The organism is Bacillus sp. SYZHCR11 (genome assembly GCF_057196865.1).
The window spans coordinates 219,571-233,521 of the sequence record NZ_JBXUND010000001.1 but is presented as its reverse complement, the minus strand read 5'-3'; the positions used below and the strand labels follow the sequence as shown (position 1 = coordinate 233,521).

Sequence of the window (13,951 nt, the reverse complement as noted above, 5' to 3'; positions counted from 1 at the left end):
CAGCAGCTTCAAGCACCGCTTCGCAGGTGTAGAAGAATTCCTGCCTTCATTTTCATATTATACGTTTACATTATAATTGTACCGGTATAATTTATCAATACATAAACAATTATAGTTAATTTACGAAATGGCTTTTAAAAACGATTATGCTATAATTCTGAAAGAAGCGGGACAATAAATGAATGAGGAATGGATATGTTAAAATACCAGCAAATCGCGATAGATATTGAAAAATACATAGAAGAACATCAGCTGCAGCAAGGGGATAAACTGCCTGTGCTGCAAACCTTAATGACCCGGTTTAACGTGAGCAAAAGCACGATTACCAAGTCCTTAGATTTATTAGAAAAAAAGGGGATTGTGTTTCAAGTGAGGGGAAGCGGCATTTTTGTCAGACGGAATAAAAGAAAAGGGTATATCAGTCTGCTTTCTAATCAGGGATTTAAAGAATCACTTGAAGATTTTAATGTCACTTCCAAATTATTAGCGCTGGAAGTGAGAAAACCCACGCCTGAGGCTGCCCAAAATCTGAATATGCCGCCTGACGGCGACGTGTATTATGTCAAGCGAATCCGATATATTGACGGGCTGACATTGTGTATCGAAGAGTCATTTTACAACAAATCCATTATTACGTATTTGAATAAAGAGATCGTGGCAGAATCAATATTTGATTATATTAGAGACGGTCTCGGGTTAAAGCGCGGTTTTTCAGATTTATATCTGTACGCGGGGATGTTAAATGAGGAAGAAGCGGAGTACTTAGGTCTGTTTACAGGAGCGCCTAAGCTTTGCGTTGAAACGATTTTTCATTTAACCAACGGCCAGCCGTTTGATTTCTCAAAAGTCACCTATCACTATGAGCAATCACAGTTTTTCATTCAGGCGAACAGCCACCTTTTTGAACAGGAAACGACATAAGACGGGCTTTTCGCAAATAAAAAACACCCCATGCGCGAGCGACGCATCGGGTGTTTTTTACTATTTCATATTCTTATTTAATGTTTCAACGGCTTGTTTCATTTGTGTATCGTTGTCCGCAAGCTGTTTTTGCAGATCCGTCATCAGTTTTGCCGTTGTGTCTCCCGTTAAAATACCTGTTTGTTTCAGCTTCTCTTTTGCTTGGAATTGTTTGACTGCTTGTTCAAATGCTTTATTATACGTGCCGTTTACATTCACGCTGTACCCCAGCGCTTTCAGCATTTTTTGCGCATTGGTGACGGTCGTTCCGGAATCCCCGTATTTGTATGTTTTTTTCGCATCTAAATACGGCAGGTTCGCATATTCAGGAAGCTTAACCTGATATTGCGGTTTGATGCCTTTTTTATGAATCCACTCTCCGTCCGCTGTCAGCCATTTTGCGATTGTCAGTTTAACGGTAGAACCGTCGCTGTAATCTTTTGCCGTCTGCACGGTTCCTTTTCCGAACGTTTTCTCGCCGATCAGCGGAATTCCGGATGATTCATGCAGCGCAGCCGACATGATTTCCGCGGCGCTCGCGGTGCCGTCATTGACGAGGACGACTGTCGGTTTTGTCACTTTGCGCTCTTTCGTCGCTTTCATGACTTCTTTCGTGCCGTCTTTGTATTCGACCTGCATGATATTTTTCCCTTTATCGATAAACATGTTGCTCATTTTGATGGCTTCATCCATCAGGCCGCCCGGGTTGCCCCTTAAATCGAGAATGTATCCTTTCGCTCCTTGTTTTTCGAGGCTGTCAATGGCTGAATTCAGCTCTTTTGCCGTCGATTCGGAGAAGGATGTGATTTGGATTTCGCCGATGTCTCCTTTTTTCATTTCAGAGTACACCGTTTCAACCGGGATGGTGTCACGTTTGATCGACAGGTTCAGATCGCCGACACCCGCTCTGTGCAGCACAAGCTTGACGTTTGTTCCCTTTTTGCCGCGGATTAATGCGACGGCTTCGTTTACATTAAGGCCTTTAACGCTTTTGCCGTTGACCTTCAAGATCTGGTCATTCGGTTTAACCCCCGCTTTTTCCGCGGGTGACCCTTTAATCGGCGATACGATCAGGATGCTGCCGTCCTTTTCTTCCACTTGTGCGCCGATGCCTTCAAACGAAGCGGAAATTGTTTCTTCAAACGACTTTCCTTCCTGAGGATCCATATAAGAAGAATACGGATCATCCAGAGAACTGATCATGCCTTTTATCGCTCCGTCTACTAATTTGCTGTCATCTGTTTTTTGATAGTAATCACTTTTAATCTGCTCATAGGCTTTATTGAATTTCTCAAATTTGCTGTTCGTCAAAGCAGCCGAGCCTTGTCCGAAAATGGTCGTATTGCCCGTGATAAACAGCGTAAGCGCCGAGGCTGCGACCGCAGTGATCAATATAATAAAAAACAGTTTAAATTGCCGCTTCAAGAAAACACCACCTTTTTATTCTTACATTATTATCATAGACGAACGCTCATTCGTCAACTTCAAACGTGAGGCGCCCTTCTTTCCCGTTTACCCAAACCTATGCTTTTCTCTTAACATATGCTGAGGAAAAAAGGAGGATTCGGCCTTTGAGCAAATATTTAGAAATGCTGTCCTTATTCGGAGTCGGAGGGGCTCACCCGGGCGGGCTCGCTTTTTCCAAAGCCGTTCTCGCAAAAGCGGCTCCTCCTCCTGGCGAACCGATTCTTGACGCCGGCTGCGGAACGGGACAGACGGCCGCTTATCTCGGCCACCTGCTGTATCCCGTCACCTGTGTGGATAAGGATCCTCTTATGCTTGAAAAAGCAGCAAAACGATTTGCCGCTGAAGGCTTAACCATTCCGGGCTATTTAGCGGAGCTTGAGCGGCTGCCGTTTGCTGAAAAACAATTTTCCGCCGTTCTTTCCGAATCAGTTCTCACCTTTTCAAATCTTGATTCATCGCTGTCTGAAATCCTGCGGGTCCTTAAACCCGGGGGCATGCTGATCGGCATTGAAGCTGCTTTACAAAAGCCCATGCCGGAAAACGCCATCACGCAGATAAAAGACTTCTACGGTTTTACCGTATTGCAGGATGAAACCGCATGGAAACAGAGATTGCTTCAGCAAGGCTTTCAGAAAGCGGATTTCATTCCCGCTGTCTATGAAAACAATGCGCAGGAGCCGACTACAGAAATGGATTTATCGCCCGTTATTCAGCCGGTTCACTACGATACGCTGACGGCTCATTACGAGCTTATGCAGACGTACCGTGAATATATGGGACACTGCGCTTTTGTCGCTTACAAGTAAAACGGCAATTGTCCTCCTGTTTTCGTCCAACCTTTTTACCGCACTCTATCATAAGCTGACATAGAAAGATAGGTTGGATAGGAGGAGAAAAGATGCAAAACTATTATCATCTTTGCCGGCAGCACCAAGGAAAAGTAGCAAGAATTACAGAACGAAACGGCAGAGTCCACGTCGGAAGAATCGTACGGGTGACTAACAGCAAAGTGTATATCACCCCTGTCGGCGGCCGTCACAGAGGGTACGGATTCGGTTATTGGGGAGGAGGCTGGGGAGGCTGGGGAGCAGCCTACGGTATCGGCCTTGGTTTCATTACCGGATTTGCGCTTGGAGGTCTGCTCTTCTGGTAATAAAGAAAGCCCGCTTTCTATTTTTCAAGCGGGCTTCTTCTCATTACACTTTCTTTACTTCATTAAAATATTCTTCAAGCGTTAATTGATGGTCATGGATGGCTTTTGCCGCTTTTTTGCCTACATAGCGTAAATGCCATGGTTCATACTCATACTTTGTAACATTTTCTTTGCCTTTAGGATAGCGGATGATAAAGCCGTATTCATACGCATGGTCTTTCACCCATTTGCCGTCCGCCGTGTTTCCGAACGCCTCATTCAGCTCATATCCGTTGCTTTTGCTTGAAATGTCCATGGCAAGCCCCGTCTGGTGTTCGCTTTGCCCCGGATATGCGACGGCTTCTTTCGCCTTTTTTTCACCTTTCAGACTGACTTCATTATCGAAAATAACTTTCTGTCTGTCATAAGAACGGTATCCTGAAACGGCAACCAGGTCATAACCTTCTTTTTTCCCGGCGCTGAATAGTTCCGCCAAAGCATCGGCGGCCGGTTTGCGGATATATCGTTTCTCGATTTTCTCAGTAAAAGAAAATTCGACTTTCGGGATTACGAGATCATTCGGTTTATAATCTCCCGGCAGCGTATATGTCTTATTTACGAGCGCAAGTGTATTTGTCGGGTTTTGAATGGTCTCAAGCCCGTTCACTTCTTTAATATCATTAAAATATTTGCTCTCTAATACAAAATCACTGTTTTCTGTCTTCGTTGTTTTTTTGCTTGATGTGTCATCTGATTGTTTTGTTTCAGCTGCTGTTTTTGTGTCCTTATGGCTGTCGCCGCCTGAAATGCTGCAGCCGGTGCCCACGATTGCGGTTACGCTGAGAGCGGCAGCGAGCGAGAACCATTTAGTGGATTTCTTCATTTTACCCTTACCTTTCTTTTTTTGAATCAGGGCGATGCATAAAGAAGAGGGCTGCTTTAATCAGCATAACCCTCATCTCAAGTTTACGATACAGTATGCAGCGCCAGTTTAATCATATCATGAAAAGTCGTTTGACGCTCTTCTGCCGTTGTTTCTTCTCCCGTTAATACGTGGTCGCTTACAGTCAGGATAGACAGCGCTTTTTTGCCGTATTTAGCGGCAAGCGTATATAAAGCAGTCGTTTCCATCTCTACACCGAGGACGCCGTATCTGGCAAGCTTTTCGATTTGGGAGTCTTCATTGTAAAACTGATCGGCGGTGAATACGCTTCCGACCGCTACGGGAAGATTGTTTTTTTGCGCTTCCTGGTACGCTTTATGAAGCAGTTCGAAGTCTGCGCAAGGAGCATAATCTACACTGCCGAAGGCGACACGGTTCATCTGTGAATCCGTTGAAGACGTCATAGCCAAAATCACGTCACGCACCTTCACGTCATTACGGATGGCTCCGCATGAGCCGACTCTGATTAAGTTTTGAACATCATAGCTTTGAATCAGTTCATTCACATAAATAGAGATAGACGGAACACCCATGCCGGTGCCTTGAACTGATACTTTTTTGCCGTTATATGTACCCGTAAAACCGTACATTCCTCTGACTTCATTATAGCATTCCACATTTTCAAGATACGTTTCCGCAATAAATTTCGCTCGGAGCGGATCTCCCGGCAAAAGCACTGTATCCGCAATTTGGCCTTTTTCTGCGTTTATATGTACACTCATTTCCTTTTCCTCCTGCCTATTCAAACTCCCACCCATTGTACACTGAATAACGGTAAGAGACAATCATCAGCATTGATCAGGGCAATCTTGGGCAGAATATGCAGGATGACAAGCCTAAAGAAAAAGGAGTGAACATAATGGGCAAAAAACAGCGCAACCGGGTGACCGGCCAGAAAAAGAACAATCACGTGCCCGTTTCAGACGTCATTGCAGCTGATGAAGCACATGGAAAAGAGCATTCCGCCGCTAAACGGAAGCCTTAACACTGTCTTTCCCAGACAATACGGAAGCCGGCTGAATCTTCAGCCGGCTCCGTCTTACCTCGGCTGGACGAGCAGCCGGTTAATTTTACTCCATCCCGCAGGGTTAAGCCTGTAATAGGTCTTTCCTTTTCTTCCTTCGTCTATGAGTATGACGTCTCCGGTCGCTATGAATCTGGCTTGATAGTCGTTTGGGACCGTATCAGGCACATTAAAAACAGAAAATGCCCTTTCCAGTGCGTCTTGATGATTGTCAGCGGCCAGCTCTGTCCGATAGACGACCCTGTATCCCTTTTTCTCGCCGTAGCGGGGTGTTTGAAAAATCGTCACATCATAGGCACAAGTCTTTTTTTTAAACACGGGCAGCGATAACAGCATCAAGATCCCTCCCTCTTATTTCTTAATAGTATTAGCGTTTTTTCTCATTTTTCCTGTCTCTATTTTTGTCGAAACGGATGATACTTTTCGTCAAAGAGCGCATAAAGCGAAACGAGGCAAAGTCCGAGACTGAATCCGGCAAGGACATCCGTCGGAAAATGCGCGCCCAAATAAATTCTGCTGAATCCGATCAGAATGACGAGAACTCCGGTAAAGACGGTGAGGGCCCTCTTTCTTTTCGTGAAAAACGGAACATGCTTGATCAAAAAGTAAGCGATGACGGGATACATCACTGCCGAATTCATGGAGTGGCCGCTCGGAAAACTGTATGAGGTTTCATGGACGAGCGGTTCAAAAGCGGGTCTGGCTCTTTCAATCAATTCTTTTATTTTTATGTTTACAATCCGTTCAATGAGAAAGAGAAGCGGCAAAAAAACAACATCCGGCGTTTTTTTGTACATATACAGAGCTGCGCCTGTCAAAAGAAGAAGCGGCAAAAGCACCGCGGTCGTGCCGAGCTCCGTTATCCATAACATCAATTCATTCAGCCAGACAGACCTGATCCTGACAGCCGCTTCTATCACACGCTCATCAAAAGCCCGGACGGCTTCTATCCGGATCGCTGCTGCGAGCAGAATAAACAATGTGAAAAGACTTGCTGGCTTGTACAACGTTTTCCCCCCATGTTTCATTCTCCCGAGCTGATTGAAAAAACCGAAGCTTTTTCACTTCGGTTCCGCAGTTTCAGTCTTCATCAAGCTCTTCGTCTATCATACATTTTTCTAATAAATAATCAAAGGTGATGTCGGCTATTTCGAAGATTTCCTCTTCACTCGGTATGTACCCGCGCATAGCAAGCTGACTGTAAAAATAATCAGCTATTTCTTCTGTGTCAATCACAAGATCTATTTCTTTCATGCAAACACCGCCTCCTTTTTTATGTTTTATGAAAAAACCGTTCAAATTATACCCGAAAGTTCTAAACGTTTTGTCCGCTCATATACTTTTAAAAAAACAAGCCCCGGAGGGAGAAAAGATAATGACGAAAATGATGGCTTTATTGGACGGAGATGGATTTGATATCGTATTGGAAAAAGTGCTGAAAGGAATGTCGTTTGTCATCTTTGCCGGCTGTCTGCCCTGGTTTTTATATGTCACCGTCCGTTTTTTTGCCGGCTAGCTGAAATGCTCCCGCAGGCTTTCCAGCACAAAATTCATCATATCTTTATATTCTTCGTCACCGAACAAATGATAAAGAATCTTATAATCGTTATAAATATCAAGCAGCTCATCTACAATCGATACCGCCAGCACATGCAGGGCATCGGGATCATCAGCATCGCCTTCAAACTGAAGAAGAGCAGACGCGACGGTATCCTCGCCGATCTCATGAGATGCTTCCCCAACATAGTGGACAAACAGCAGCTGATGCACAAACTGATCCATTTCATATTTTCTCAGAACCAGCGTGAGATCCTCTTCCTCCGTTTCAAGCCACTCTCCGTCTTTCAGCCGAGTCAGCTCATAAATAATATCCTCCCAGCCATCCTCTAAATATCTCCATATTTCAGTTCTGTGACCGATAACTCGGAATAATTCCTTTCCGTAGTCCTTTACATATACGACGTCGCCGATCAGAAATTCATATTCAATATCTAATTTTTCCATATCGACGATCACGCCCTCATAATCTTTATAAAGCTGGATGGACGATTCAAAATAAAGCACTTCATTATGATTGACTTCATAAAGATAATGTTTATCAATTTGATGAACCTTCGTAATGGTGCCGACGGTTCCGTACATCACGACGACCACGATGTCTCCCACTTGAAATTTCGGTTTATCTGGCTTCATGCTGTCTCCCCCTTGCCGCGGACTGTCATACGCTATCGTATGCCGGCCGCCATAATTTCGCATGGGCATGAAAACCACAGGAAATATCTATTTCTGCACCTGTTCAAAATGGCAAAAACCCCAACATGCTTGTGCGTTTTTTCACTTACCGTAACAGAAGCGTCTGATGGCATTGCGCTCTCGATCGAATGAGCAGTAACAATGACGAGACAAAAAGCGCCTGTTTTTGAATGAGTTTTTGTTTATTTCTCCATGACACAAAGATAAATACCCGGCCCGAAGGCATGTTGACAATATCACCGCCGTGATGTTCAAAATTTGCCGTGAAACACATCATCGAAGATGTATGGAGATCCAATTCCGGCTGCATATCTGCAATGGCTTGTTTATCATGAAGAACCAAACTCGTTTCGGCTTTCAATGAAGCCACAACTTCAATCCGCTTCAACCTTGTCACATAAAATTCCCTTTTCCGTCCAAACGTCAGTGCCTCACCATAGATCATTTGATTCCTCTCACTTCATTTAAATGTTTGATTATTTCTCCGTGAAAAGAGGCTCCTTACACGGGACCCCGCCGGCAGCAGGTCTGATCCGGTGAACTCTGCAGCTATACATTCTGCTGCCTTATGATCCGTGCCGTCAGGAAGATTTGTTTACGCGCTGATCAAAACGAAAGGCATTGCGGGATTTGATCATACGGCACCTCATAAGCGATTGATTTCAACAGAAAAAAACCGCACAATGTGCGGTTTTTCGTCAGGCGTGATGCACCTCGGTCTCATATTTTTCCCAAGCTTCATCAAATGTCGCCATCGTTTCTAAATAGTCGGCGCTCAGTTCTAAATAAGAACTGAGCTCGTGATAATCGCTTGACGTTTTCGGAAAGCCGTGATCTTCGTATGCCTGATTCGCAAACCGGCTGATTGCGTCCTGCGGTTTGGGATGCCTGTATTTCATCAAATAGTGATAAAAGGATTTCATGGGTTTCCCCTCCTGATGACTGTCTTTTGTTGTACTATTATACAATTCAAGTGTGAAATTACAACAAAAGAAGACTAGGAGAAGTCAAAATAATTCCGTTTCAAGATCCGTTCTGTCCCCATCAGCTCTTGATATGTGAGTGTTTCCGGTAATTTTTTTGCATCGACTAAAAAAAGCTGATTTTCGATTTCCGCTATGACCGCTTCCTCCTGATACGTCATGCCGCAGGAGGAGCAGGCGAATGCGGGTGTTTCTGTAATTTCTATGGCTCTCGTACCGTCAGGAAGCTCCCAGTACACAGCCGCCTGACAAGCTGACGCCTTCTGATTGCCGCACCACTCGCATGGCTTCACGGCGACTCACCTCCGACTTCCGATCCTGCTTTTTGCTCTTTCTTTTGCTGTGCAATAAATTTCTTTTCTTTCAATTCATCTCTCTTTTCCCTGCGGTCTTTCAGCGTTTCATGATCAGGGTTTGATGTAAACATTTTCCTCCTGTCGATCCTCGATACATTTTCCGGTGTGAACGAAACCTCTTTGTCCGCGAAAATGGCGCTCAGTCCGACAGGCTCGCGTTTGGCCATTGTTCCCGGAAAAACAGATTCAAAATAGTCGTCAGCTTGATTCGGGATATAGTTTTCCGGCTCGGGATAAGATGTAATCACCCCTTCGAAGTTTCTGATCACAACTTTCTCCGGACTTTGGGAGAGCAAGTAGTTCGGCTGCAGGGCGATTTTACCGCCTCCGCCCGGGGCGTCGACGACAAAGGTCGGCACGGCAAAGCCTGTTGTGTGGCCTCTCAGTCCTTCAATGATTTCCAATCCTTTTGACACAGGCGCTCTGAAATGGCCGATTCCCTCTGACAAATCACATTGATAAATATAGTACGGACGCACGCGGATTTTCACTAAATCATGCATGAGTTTTTTCATAATCGGCACCGAATCGTTAATGCCTGCTAAAATAACAGCCTGGTTACCGACCGGAACACCTGCGTTAACGAGCTTTTCACACGCCGCAACCGATTCTTCCGTCAGTTCGATGCTCGTATTAAAATGAGTGTTCAGCCAGACCGGATGATATTTTTTCAAAATCTGACAAAGGTTATCCGTTATCCGCTGCGGAAATACGACGGGCGCTCTCGTTCCGATCCTGATAATTTCAAGGTGGGGAATGTCACGCAGGTTTTTCAAAATATATTCCAGAATCTGATCGTTAATTAAAAGCCCGTCTCCGCCGGAAATCAGGCAGTCACGGATTTCCGGCGTTTCCCGGATGTAAGCGATTGCCGCATCGAGCTGTTTTTTCGGCACCCCCATTCCGATCTGTCCGGAAAAACGCCTTCTGGTGCAGTATCGGCAATACATCGAGCATTGATTTGTCACCAGAAAAAGAACGCGGTCAGGATAGCGGTGCGTAAGACCGGGAACCGGTGAATCTTCATCTTCAAACAGCGGATCTTCAAGGTCATATTTCGTTTTGTGCATTTCTTCTGACAGCGGCACGGACTGCATGCGGATCGGACATCTCGGGTTATCGGGATCCATTAAAGAAGCATAATAAGGCGTAATGTTCAGGGGAATGGTTTTTACAGACATCCTGACGCCTTCTTCTTCCTCTTCGGTCAAATGAATGACTTTTTTCAGGTCATCGACGGTTCTTACAGTATGGGTGAGCTGCCACAGCCAATCATTCCACTTTTCTTCCGGCACATCTTTCCACAATTCAATCTCCTTCCAGTGACGCTTCGGCTGAAACCATTTGTTTGTCAAACGAATTCCTCCTTATGAATGGCCAAACGTAAAGTTTTGCACCATATATTCATATTTTCGAGCCCTTCTGAAATGCGGCAGTTGTTCACAAGCCTGCCTCTGTAGCCGTATCCCGCATGATACAAAACGGCGTTCATCCCGTAAGACGCTGCACGGGCCAAGGAAAAAAGATGAATGATTCCCCGGCCAGCGAGTTCCTGCTCCAACGCTTTAAACAAGTGTGCCGTTACGGAGTTCCCCCTGTAATCTGACAGAACCGCGCAATCGGTCATTTCTGCGTGCCCCAAAACCGGATTGATATCTGCGCTTGCCGCCCCAATGAGACGATCCTGATCGAATGCGGCATAATAGATGGTGTTTTCTTTCATTGTTTTTTTAATATAAAGGGGATTAAAAACAGGAGTCGGATAGGTAAGAAAAACATGTTTATATAAGTGCGTTAAACGGTCCGCATCATCTTCGTCCGCTTTTCTGAACATCAGCGTGCTTTCTGTCTGAGTCATTCCCCGCCGCGGTGTCCCATATAAACGGTCAACAGCCGAATCTTCTGATACATATGAATCTGACCGTCTCCGTTCCTCTGATAAATAGCGCACCATCACAACAGCCTTATGCCCGTTGTAATACCCGTCTATGGCACCCTCAATAATAAAAAGATGCTTGACAAATTCCGGCTCATCGCCGCGCTTGGCAAAGAAAATCACCTTTTGGGCTCCCTCTTCCTTTGCTTCTGCCAAAACGGCCGGTATAAGCGCCTCGGGCTGTCCGTCATAACGAATGACCCTGATCCGCTCGTTGAAACGGTCTGCATCAATCTCGGCCGCTCCGCTTTCAGCCCTCAGTTCCTTTATCAGCGCTGTCACCCCCATCTGCCACCCCGCACCATTCCATGATAAAAAGAGAAATGATTTTGACGGCATCGATTAACGCCCGGACTTCAATGTATTCATTCGCCTGATGCGCCGCCTTGACTTCTCCCGGACCGAAGACGATGACCGGCGTCTGTCCCGCGTGCTGCAAAAGCCCTCCGTCCGTTCCCCACGGGGACGCTTCACGAACCGGTTTTGCCCCTTTCATTTTCTCAAAAGAAGATTCCAGAGCGGAAATCAGCGGATGCTCATCCGGGAGATCATTCGGAAGCCACTGAGCCCCAAACCATTCTATTTCCGCGGGGTGGTGTTTAAACCATTCATCCCGGTACTCCAAATCTTTCAGCCAGCTTGCCAGCTCTTCTTTTACTGCTTCGGGCGTTTCATCCGGCGCTATTCCGCACCTGCCTTCTATCACCACACGGTCAGCTACCGATGATGGCCACGTTCCCCCTTGGACGGTGCCGATATTAATGGGAACCGGAATCGGAACGTCCCGATAAAGCGGGTCTTTGATACGGGCGTTACGGACGTGTTCAAGCTCTTTAAGGGCTGTGATGACATGCAGGCTTTTTTCAATGGCGCTCACCCCTTCATAGCGGGTGCCGCCGTGTGCGGACAATCCTCTTACCGTAATGCGGAACCACATGGACCCTTGCTGCTTAACAAACAGCTTTAAATTAGTCGGTTCGGGAATAAGCGCCCCGTCAGCCTTGTAGCCCTTCATAACAGCCGCCAGTGTTCCCGCGCCGCCGCACTCTTCATCTACGACACTTTGAAACAGAACATCTCCTTTTAACGTAATCCCGCAGGCTTCAAGCGCTTCTAACGCAAACAAGAGGGCTGTATTGCCGCCTTTCATATCCGTTGAACCGCGTCCGTAAACTTTGCCGTCCTTTTCAACAGCTGTAAACGGTTCATACGTCCATGCGGCGGGATTTCCTTCCGGGACAACATCAATATGTCCGTTCAGTATCAGTGATCTTCCGCCCCCGGCCCCTTTCTTTACGGCTGTGATATTCGGGCTTTCATGGAAGTCTTCGCGTTCCGATACAAAATAAGGATGCTCTTTCAATTGTTTGACACTCGGCTCCCAGACATCAATATCCATGTCAAACTGTCTCAGTTTTTCTAAAACGACTGCCTGTGCGTTAAATTCATGGCCGAACGTGCTTTTTTCCCCGATCAGCCGTTTCAGCAGGCTTACCGCTTTTGCTGTGTTTTCTTCCGCCCACTCAGTGACTTTCTTTTCTAATTGATCCATGGACAGACCCCCTTTTAAGAAAACATTCTCCCAATCTGATTTCGGCATCCGTTGTTTGAATGACATCGTCTATGGTCGTGCCATTCAGCAGTTCCTCAAGAACAAAAGCCCCATCATCTATGCTGATGACGGCTTTCTCTGTAATGATGAGATCTGCACAGCCTGCTGCTGTAAGCGGCAATGAACAGCTTTCGACCAGCTTCGGCCGGCCTTTCTGATCGGTGTGGCTCATGACGACAACCACTTTTTTCGCGCCTTGGGCAAGCTCCATCGCCCCGCCCATTCCGGGCACCTTTTTCCCCGGCACGAGCCAATTGGCGAGATCACCTGTCCTGCTGACTTGGAGCGCGCCTAAAATGGTAATATCTATCAGACCTTTTCTGATCATGGCAAAAGACAGAGCTGAATCAAAATAGGAAGCACCCTTAACTGTACTGACAGGAAATCCGGCCGCATTGCATAAAAGCTCATCCTCCTCTCCGCGCTCCGGACTACCGCCGATCCCGAGGACGCCGTTTTCCGCCTGCAGCATTACCTCCATGCCGGCCGGCAGAAAGTTCGGCACTAAAGAAGGAATGCCGATCCCCAGGTTGACAATCATACCTGAGGTAATTTCACTGGCGGCCCGCCTCGCGATACTCTCTCTTTCCGCTATTCCCAAGCCCATCTCCACTTCACTCCTTCACTTTGCACGACACCCTCCACGAAAACGCCCGGCGTTACAATATGCTCGCTGTCAAGTTCCCCGGCAGGCACAATCTCTGCCGCCTCAGCAAATGTTCTTTCGGCCGCAGCAGCCATCAGAGGGTTCATGTTGCGCGCCGTTTTGTCAAACGTCAGATTTCCGAATTCATCAGCAATATGTGCCGACACAAAAGCGAAATCAGCCGTCAGCGCTTTTTCAACTAAATAGGACTTTCCGTCAATCGTTACGGTTTCTTTGTTTTCACAAACGGTTGCGTTATCAATGCCGATATCAGTTAAAATACCGCCTAGCCCCGCTCCGCCTGCGCGAATCCGTTCAGCAAGCGTCCCTTGCGGCGAAAATTCCACCTCAAGCGCTCCATCAGTCATTTGTCTGCCCGCGACAGGATTTGAGCCGATATGGGAAGCGATCAGCCTTTTTACCCGCTTATGAACGATAAGCGGACCGATACCGATTTCCGGAAATCCAGCATCATTGCAGATAACGGTCAATTCTTTAACGCCGCTTTCCAAAATCGCTTCGATTAATGACGGAGGTGAACCCACTCCCCCAAAACCGCCGAACATGATGACAGATTCGTCCTTGACATCGGCAATTGCTTCATGAATATCGATTTTTTTATGAAAAATAGACATATCA

At 46.3% G+C, this 13,951-nt stretch carries 20 protein-coding genes; 5 read left to right on the top strand and 15 right to left on the bottom strand.

Annotated features, from left to right (window positions below; all coding sequences use genetic code 11):
* The first annotated feature begins 195 nt into the window (after positions 1–195).
* Positions 196–921 (top strand): GntR family transcriptional regulator, encoded by a 726-nt coding sequence (locus tag AC2CGA_RS01270; protein ID WP_003153707.1) that lies wholly within the window; start codon positions 196–198, stop codon positions 919–921.
* Positions 922–981: 60 nt separating this feature from the next.
* Here the strand turns inward: AC2CGA_RS01270 and ctpA are convergent, their stop codons facing one another.
* Positions 982–2,385 carry a carboxy-terminal processing protease CtpA gene (gene ctpA / locus AC2CGA_RS01265; RefSeq protein WP_003153706.1) on the bottom strand — a complete coding sequence of 468 codons (1,404 nt, stop codon included), beginning with the start codon at positions 2,383–2,385 and terminating at the stop codon, positions 982–984.
* Between the two features lie 146 nt (positions 2,386–2,531).
* On the opposite strand from ctpA, the gene AC2CGA_RS01260 reads away from it, so the two are divergent.
* Together AC2CGA_RS01260 and AC2CGA_RS01255 are read left to right on the top strand one after the other, a co-directional pair.
* Positions 2,532–3,233 carry a class I SAM-dependent methyltransferase gene (locus AC2CGA_RS01260; RefSeq protein ID WP_003153705.1) on the top strand — a complete coding sequence of 234 codons (702 nt, stop codon included), beginning with the start codon at positions 2,532–2,534 and terminating at the stop codon, positions 3,231–3,233.
* Between the two features lie 92 nt (positions 3,234–3,325).
* Positions 3,326–3,580, top strand: coding sequence for a hypothetical protein (locus AC2CGA_RS01255; protein WP_003153704.1), 255 nt, complete (start codon positions 3,326–3,328; stop codon positions 3,578–3,580).
* 43 nt (positions 3,581–3,623) lie between these two features.
* Here AC2CGA_RS01255 and AC2CGA_RS01250 read toward each other — a convergent pair whose 3' ends face one another.
* The gene (locus AC2CGA_RS01250) at positions 3,624–4,442 is read right to left on the bottom strand and encodes a M15 family metallopeptidase (RefSeq protein WP_003153703.1); all 819 of its coding nucleotides are present in this window, start codon (positions 4,440–4,442) and stop codon (positions 3,624–3,626) included.
* Between the two features lie 83 nt (positions 4,443–4,525).
* The gene (deoD, locus tag AC2CGA_RS01245; RefSeq protein ID WP_003153702.1) at positions 4,526–5,224 is read right to left on the bottom strand and encodes a purine-nucleoside phosphorylase; all 699 of its coding nucleotides are present in this window, start codon (positions 5,222–5,224) and stop codon (positions 4,526–4,528) included.
* Between the two features lie 137 nt (positions 5,225–5,361).
* On the opposite strand from deoD, the gene AC2CGA_RS01240 reads away from it, so the two are divergent.
* On the top strand, positions 5,362–5,487 hold the full coding sequence (locus tag AC2CGA_RS01240) for a hypothetical protein (protein ID WP_003153701.1): 126 nt from the start codon (positions 5,362–5,364) through the stop codon (positions 5,485–5,487).
* 54 nt (positions 5,488–5,541) lie between these two features.
* Here AC2CGA_RS01240 and AC2CGA_RS01235 read toward each other — a convergent pair whose 3' ends face one another.
* From AC2CGA_RS01235 to AC2CGA_RS01225, 3 genes are all read right to left on the bottom strand, one after another.
* On the bottom strand, positions 5,542–5,862 hold the full coding sequence (locus tag AC2CGA_RS01235) for a YodL domain-containing protein (protein WP_003153700.1): 321 nt from the start codon (positions 5,860–5,862) through the stop codon (positions 5,542–5,544).
* A 59-nt stretch (positions 5,863–5,921) separates the two neighbouring features.
* Positions 5,922–6,533 carry a phosphatase PAP2 family protein gene (locus tag AC2CGA_RS01230; protein ID WP_139885603.1) on the bottom strand — a complete coding sequence of 204 codons (612 nt, stop codon included), beginning with the start codon at positions 6,531–6,533 and terminating at the stop codon, positions 5,922–5,924.
* A 73-nt stretch (positions 6,534–6,606) separates the two neighbouring features.
* Entirely contained in the window at positions 6,607–6,780 is a 174-nt protein-coding gene (locus AC2CGA_RS01225) for a YozD family protein (RefSeq protein WP_003153696.1), read from the bottom strand.
* 118 nt (positions 6,781–6,898) lie between these two features.
* On the opposite strand from AC2CGA_RS01225, the gene AC2CGA_RS01220 reads away from it, so the two are divergent.
* Positions 6,899–7,042 (top strand): hypothetical protein, encoded by a 144-nt coding sequence (locus AC2CGA_RS01220; protein ID WP_012117771.1) that lies wholly within the window; start codon positions 6,899–6,901, stop codon positions 7,040–7,042.
* On the opposite strand, the gene AC2CGA_RS01215 is transcribed toward AC2CGA_RS01220, so the two are convergent.
* From AC2CGA_RS01215 to AC2CGA_RS01175, 9 genes are all read right to left on the bottom strand, one after another.
* Positions 7,039–7,719, bottom strand: coding sequence for a hypothetical protein (locus AC2CGA_RS01215; RefSeq protein ID WP_003153690.1), 681 nt, complete (start codon positions 7,717–7,719; stop codon positions 7,039–7,041). The two genes, AC2CGA_RS01220 and AC2CGA_RS01215, sit on opposite strands and share 4 nt — an antisense overlap.
* Before the next feature lie 145 nt (positions 7,720–7,864).
* Positions 7,865–8,224, bottom strand: a complete 360-nt coding sequence (locus AC2CGA_RS01210; protein WP_014305220.1) for a VOC family protein — start codon at positions 8,222–8,224, stop codon at positions 7,865–7,867.
* A gap of 253 nt (positions 8,225–8,477) precedes the next feature.
* On the bottom strand, positions 8,478–8,702 hold the full coding sequence (locus tag AC2CGA_RS01205; protein WP_003153684.1) for a YozE family protein: 225 nt from the start codon (positions 8,700–8,702) through the stop codon (positions 8,478–8,480).
* A gap of 74 nt (positions 8,703–8,776) precedes the next feature.
* A complete protein-coding gene (locus AC2CGA_RS01200; protein ID WP_014305221.1) occupies positions 8,777–9,055 on the bottom strand; it encodes a YokU family protein in 279 nt (92 codons plus the stop codon).
* The gene (kamA, locus tag AC2CGA_RS01195) at positions 9,052–10,473 is read right to left on the bottom strand and encodes a lysine 2,3-aminomutase (RefSeq protein ID WP_139885602.1); all 1,422 of its coding nucleotides are present in this window, start codon (positions 10,471–10,473) and stop codon (positions 9,052–9,054) included. Before kamA ends, AC2CGA_RS01200 begins: the two co-directional genes overlap by 4 nt.
* On the bottom strand, positions 10,470–11,342 hold the full coding sequence (ablB, locus tag AC2CGA_RS01190) for a putative beta-lysine N-acetyltransferase (protein WP_139885601.1): 873 nt from the start codon (positions 11,340–11,342) through the stop codon (positions 10,470–10,472). Before ablB ends, kamA begins: the two co-directional genes overlap by 4 nt.
* Positions 11,305–12,606 carry a peptidase gene (locus tag AC2CGA_RS01185; protein WP_014305223.1) on the bottom strand — a complete coding sequence of 434 codons (1,302 nt, stop codon included), beginning with the start codon at positions 12,604–12,606 and terminating at the stop codon, positions 11,305–11,307. The genes ablB and AC2CGA_RS01185 overlap by 38 nt, the downstream gene beginning before the upstream one ends.
* The gene (locus AC2CGA_RS01180) at positions 12,578–13,273 is read right to left on the bottom strand and encodes a 3-oxoacid CoA-transferase subunit B (RefSeq protein WP_007612023.1); all 696 of its coding nucleotides are present in this window, start codon (positions 13,271–13,273) and stop codon (positions 12,578–12,580) included. Before AC2CGA_RS01180 ends, AC2CGA_RS01185 begins: the two co-directional genes overlap by 29 nt.
* Positions 13,258–13,947, bottom strand: coding sequence for a CoA transferase subunit A (locus tag AC2CGA_RS01175; RefSeq protein WP_003153673.1), 690 nt, complete (start codon positions 13,945–13,947; stop codon positions 13,258–13,260). Before AC2CGA_RS01175 ends, AC2CGA_RS01180 begins: the two co-directional genes overlap by 16 nt.
* Between the last annotated feature and the right edge of the window lie 4 nt (positions 13,948–13,951).

Coding starts and splice junctions, on each gene's coding strand:
- AC2CGA_RS01180 (WP_007612023.1), bottom strand. CDS start 13,273: ATGGGCTTGGGAATAGCGGAAAGAGAGAGTATCGCGAGGCGGGCCGCC.
- deoD (WP_003153702.1), bottom strand. CDS start 5,224: ATGAGTGTACATATAAACGCAGAAAAAGGCCAAATTGCGGATACAGTG.
- AC2CGA_RS01225 (WP_003153696.1), bottom strand. CDS start 6,780: ATGAAAGAAATAGATCTTGTGATTGACACAGAAGAAATAGCTGATTAT.
- AC2CGA_RS01240 (WP_003153701.1), top strand. CDS start 5,362: ATGGGCAAAAAACAGCGCAACCGGGTGACCGGCCAGAAAAAGAACAAT.
- AC2CGA_RS01185 (WP_014305223.1), bottom strand. CDS start 12,606: ATGGATCAATTAGAAAAGAAAGTCACTGAGTGGGCGGAAGAAAACACA.
- AC2CGA_RS01250 (WP_003153703.1), bottom strand. CDS start 4,442: ATGAAGAAATCCACTAAATGGTTCTCGCTCGCTGCCGCTCTCAGCGTA.
- AC2CGA_RS01205 (WP_003153684.1), bottom strand. CDS start 8,702: ATGAAATCCTTTTATCACTATTTGATGAAATACAGGCATCCCAAACCG.
- AC2CGA_RS01210 (WP_014305220.1), bottom strand. CDS start 8,224: ATGATCTATGGTGAGGCACTGACGTTTGGACGGAAAAGGGAATTTTAT.
- ablB (WP_139885601.1), bottom strand. CDS start 11,342: ATGGGGGTGACAGCGCTGATAAAGGAACTGAGGGCTGAAAGCGGAGCG.
- AC2CGA_RS01255 (WP_003153704.1), top strand. CDS start 3,326: ATGCAAAACTATTATCATCTTTGCCGGCAGCACCAAGGAAAAGTAGCA.
- AC2CGA_RS01175 (WP_003153673.1), bottom strand. CDS start 13,947: ATGTCTATTTTTCATAAAAAAATCGATATTCATGAAGCAATTGCCGAT.
- AC2CGA_RS01235 (WP_003153700.1), bottom strand. CDS start 5,862: ATGCTGTTATCGCTGCCCGTGTTTAAAAAAAAGACTTGTGCCTATGAT.
- AC2CGA_RS01270 (WP_003153707.1), top strand. CDS start 196: ATGTTAAAATACCAGCAAATCGCGATAGATATTGAAAAATACATAGAA.
- AC2CGA_RS01215 (WP_003153690.1), bottom strand. CDS start 7,719: ATGAAGCCAGATAAACCGAAATTTCAAGTGGGAGACATCGTGGTCGTC.